Source organism: Nodosilinea sp. LEGE 07298 (assembly GCF_015207265.1).
Classification (GTDB): domain Bacteria; phylum Cyanobacteriota; class Cyanobacteriia; order Phormidesmidales; family Phormidesmidaceae; genus Nodosilinea.
On record NZ_JADEXE010000435.1, the window covers coordinates 1 to 4,317 of the forward strand.

Sequence of the window (4,317 nt, forward strand, 5' to 3'; positions counted from 1 at the left end):
GCTCAAAATTCAGGTGTGCCGCAAATCGGGCTGCCAAAAGCGCGGCGGCAAGCAGCTGGTGGTGGCCCTAGAGCAGGCATTGCGCGATCGCAATCTGCAAACCCAGGTCGAGATTCAGTACACCGGTTGCCAAAAACACTGCTCTGAGGCCCCCACCTTTACCGTTTCACCGGGCCATCACCGCTACAGCCGGGTGCAGCCCTCACGCCTGCCAGCGATCTTAGATCGCCACCTGGCCCCCACTAAACCCCACTCAGGGTCGGTCTAATGGTGGCTGCTCTGAGCGATCGCATCCCCCAGGGGGCGGCCTACTGCCCTCCCCAGGAACCGTCGTTTTACTACTTTGCCTACGGTTCCTGCATGTGCCCGGTAGACCTCAAGCGCTCCCTGGGCGAAAACACCCACCCCTATGTAATCGGCCCCGCTACTCTAAAAGACTATCGCCTCGGCTTTCACTATTACTCGCCCCAGCGCCAGTGCAGCGCCCTCGACATTTTGCCCGCCCCTGGGCAGGTGGTACAGGGGGTGCTCTACCGGTTGCCCTGGAGGCTTAGCGTCGCCCTCGACCAGCGCGAAGAGGTGCACCAGGGCAGCTATCGCCACGAGTTTGTCACCGTCTATGGCCCCAAACGGCGCTACCGCCGGGTGCGCACCTACGCTGTGGTGCACAAAACACCCCAAGAAATCGCCCCTAGCGACTGGTACTCCAGCGTTGTGCTGCGGGGGGCGATCACCTGCCAACTACCGGAACACTACTGCTGGCAGCTGTTTCACCATATGCGGCAACTGCAGCGGGCTTAATAGGTCAACCTCAGGCAATGGGAAACGGCTGCAAAAATGAACTTTTGTTACTCAATAATTGGTTTTGTAATATGGTCATCAAACTATCAAAATAAAAGCGCAAAAAGCGTCGTATCAAGAACACATTTTTTCAGTAATCAGTCCATTCTGAACCTAATTTTGGCAATAAAAAAGAAATAATTAAAACGTATCCAAGGCCATAAAAACTCCATGTTTGGGTTGTTATCCCTAGTGAGATAAATTACTCAAAAGGGGGTTCTCAATGGTCTACACCGTCAAAGAAGGTTGCATTACCTGCGGTGACTGCCGCGACCTTTGCCCCAATGGCGCAATCAAAGCTGACGACAATGCCTTCTGGATTGACCCTACCCTGTGCGACGGCTGTGTGGATGTCGAGGCACCCCGCTGCGTCATCGCCTGCCCGGTCGATTCGCTAGCGCCCCTTCAGCCCAAGAAAGGGCGCAACAAAAGCACCCTGCTGCCTGCCGCTATTCCCACCATTTTCTTAAACGGTAAGACTACCCCCTTCGCCTCTTCTATGGTGGTGTGGGAGGCCTGCAATATTTTGGCCCAGCGCCAGTCGCTCCCCTGGCGGGCCGATCCTGAGCATCGGCTCTGCTACGAGCGCTCTATCCATCGGGGGCAGGGCACTATGCGGTTTCGGCTGGCTACTGACCCTGAAGCGGCCAACTCTGCCGCCATGTCCTACGAGCTGGGTACCGCCGCCCTAGCCCGCTTTGATCTGCGCGCCGCCTGTCTACACCTCATTTTTGCTGCCTGCGCTACCAACCACGATCGCCCCTGGGAAGAGCCCTTCGTACTCAACGACCAGCACATTGAGCAGTACCTAGGCCTCAACCGCCGCAAAGACCTGACCAAACTCGAAAAGCTCACCCTAATCAAAGAGCTGATTCATCAGGCCTGCCAAATTCTGGTTGCCCTCGACTGGCCCCGCCAGGGCAAGGTGCAGGGGTTCTCTCTGACTGAGCATCCGGTCTGGCACCTGCTCGACACCCAGTACTTTTTCGAGGAAGACGCCGAGGGAAACCGCCACCTAATTGGGCTTAGCTTTACGGTCAAGGCGGGTCGCTGGGCACAGTGTTTTCTCAACCGGCAAGACTACCGCAAGCAAACCGCTTTTTACCAGTACGGCACCCTGCCCCAGTCGCTGCTGAGCGAAGTGATGGGCAACTGGCAGCAGCACGAAGGAGCCATGCGGCTGCTGCTGTGGCTGGTGTTTAAGCTGCGCCTGGGCAGCGACCACCGCATGACGGTGCGTACCCTGCTGCGCCTGGCCTACGGTGACGATCGCCTGACCGAAGCCACCACCGTGCGCGGTGCCCACAAGCGCCTGCTTAAGATCTTTGAGAACGATTTAGAATCCATCAGTGGCTACGGGCTCCAGCCCCAGTTTGACCCAGAGACCTACGGCCCCGACATTCAACCCCTGTGGGCCAGGGTGTCCGAAATTCCTGACGATGCCGATGCTGCCCTAGCCTTTTGGACGGACGATGCCAACCGCGATCGCAGCCTCACCGACCGCGCCCCCCGCGACAAGTGGCAGCGCCTGCTCAACGCCCGCCTGCTGGGGTTTGAGCTGCCCGAAGACTGGCAGCAAAGCGTGCGCAAACCCCGCCCCCAGCGCCGCCGATCGCCCAAATCGACGGCCGAACCTCTAGCCAATGCTCTCTCTAGCGATGCTATCAAAGCGGCTCGCCAGCAACTTAACCTCAGTCAACGAGCCCTGGCCCAGCGGCTTGGCAAAAGCCAAAGCTGGATTCGCGACGTCGAGAACGGACGGTTTAATATCAGCGCCAGCGATCGCACCCTACTACAAGATGTTCTGGGCTTGCGCAGAGAGAATGTTTAAGCCCAAGGTCAACGACCTGCTGATTCTCTCCCGGCTGGAGCAGGCCAGCGATCGCTCGACGACGACCATGGTCTAACCCGACCTGAGCCATCGTCCGTAGGTGCCTATGAAAACGTCCTAACCTCTATGGCGATGGCTGTAGCACGACTTTTTTGCGCTGTTTGGGCTGGGAGGGGGTTGGGCGGTGTTGCGCTAGCTAATCTTAGTTAACAGCTTCAAAAATGACTTTGTGCGTGGGGTCAGCAGCGTGCGGCGGTAGGCATCGGCAGCCTTCTTAATCGCTTCGGCCTGGGTCGGGTAGGGGTGAATCACCCCGCTAATAGCGCTCAGCCCCTGCCCCGTGACCATTGCTAAGGTGATCTCGCTAATCATCTCCCCCGCGTGGCGGGCAACGATGGTGGCCCCCAAGATTTTGTCGGAGCCTTTTTTGTGGAGAATTTTTAAAAACCCTTCGCTCTCCCCGTCAGCCAGGGCACGATCCACCGAGGAAAATGGGATTTCGATGGTGTCGATCTCGATACCCTGCTGCTTGGCCTCGTGGGCATATAGCCCCACATGGGCAATTTCAGGGTCGGTATACGTCACCCAGGGCATGACCAGGTTGCTGAGCTTGCTGCGCCCCAGGCCAAAGGGAGAAAACAGGGCGTTTTTAATCACAATCCGGGCGGCGGCATCGGCGGCGTGGGTAAACTTCCAGTCCATGCAAATGTCGCCTGCGGCAAAAATGTTGGGGTTAGTAGTTTGCAGGTGGTCGTTGACGACCACGCCCTGGCGGCGATCGTACTCGACCCCAACGGTTTCTAGGCCCAGGCCATCGACATTAGGCACCCGTCCGGCCCCGACCAAAATCTCATCGACCTCGATGCTCTGGGGTGCTGACGTGCCCTGCTGGCTGTAGTGCAACAACTTGCCCGTAGCCGTCGTTTCGACCCGCTCTAGCTTTGCATCCAACACCAGATTGAGCTGTTCTTTGCGCAACTGCTGCTGCACGATCTCAGCGGCATCGGCGTCTTCACGGTTGAGCAGGTGGGCGTGGTTGTGCAATAGCGTTACCTCGCTGCCCAGGCGATGAAAGGCCTGGGCTAGCTCACAGCCGATCGGGCCACCGCCAATCACGGCCAGGCGGCGGGGCCGCTCGGTGAGGGAAAAGACAGTTTCGTTGGTGAGAAACCCGGCCTCGGCCAGCCCCGGCACCGAGGGTCGATGGGCGCGGGCTCCGGTGGCAATGACGGCTTTTTTGAAGGGTAGGCGGCGCTCCCCCACCTGTACCGTTTCGCTATCAACAAAGTGAGCTGCGCCCAAAAACACGTCAATGCCCAGGTTGCTGAATCGCTCCACCGAGTCGTGGTGGCTGATGTCGGCGCGAATTTGGCGCATGCGATCCATCACCGCTGCGAAGTCTACTTCAATGTGCTGCGGGGGCTGAATGCCGAACGGGGCGGCCTCGCGCATGTCGGCGACGACCCGCGACGAGCGAATCACGCACTTGGAGGGCACGCAGCCCACATTCAGGCAGTCGCCGCCCATCAGACTTTTTTCCACCAGGGCTACCTTCAGCCCTAGGTCTAGGCCTGCCGCGCCCGCCGCCACCACCAGCCCAGCGGTACCGGCCCCAATCACCACCAGGTCGTAGCGCTGGGCGGGGG

The 4,317-nt window shown here is 59.0% G+C and carries 4 protein-coding genes; 3 read left to right on the forward strand and 1 reads right to left on the reverse strand.

Annotated features, from left to right (window positions below):
* The 3 genes from IQ273_RS31085 to IQ273_RS31095 all read left to right on the forward strand — a co-directional run.
* Positions 1 to 268: (2Fe-2S) ferredoxin domain-containing protein (locus IQ273_RS31085; RefSeq protein WP_194026953.1), on the forward strand; the 268-nt coding region annotated here is incomplete at its 5' end.
* Positions 268 to 801 (forward strand): gamma-glutamylcyclotransferase, encoded by a 534-nt coding sequence (locus IQ273_RS31090; RefSeq protein WP_194026954.1) that lies wholly within the window; start codon positions 268 to 270, stop codon positions 799 to 801. The genes IQ273_RS31085 and IQ273_RS31090, both read left to right, overlap by 1 nt.
* 262 nt (positions 802 to 1,063) lie before the next feature.
* Complete coding sequence (locus tag IQ273_RS31095) at positions 1,064 to 2,671, forward strand: helix-turn-helix domain-containing protein (protein WP_194026955.1); 1,608 nt, start codon at positions 1,064 to 1,066, stop codon at positions 2,669 to 2,671.
* A 192-nt stretch (positions 2,672 to 2,863) separates the two neighbouring features.
* Here the strand turns inward: IQ273_RS31095 and IQ273_RS31100 are convergent.
* The coding region (locus tag IQ273_RS31100) for a mercuric reductase (RefSeq protein ID WP_194026956.1) at positions 2,864 to 4,317 on the reverse strand (1,454 nt) is incomplete at its 5' end.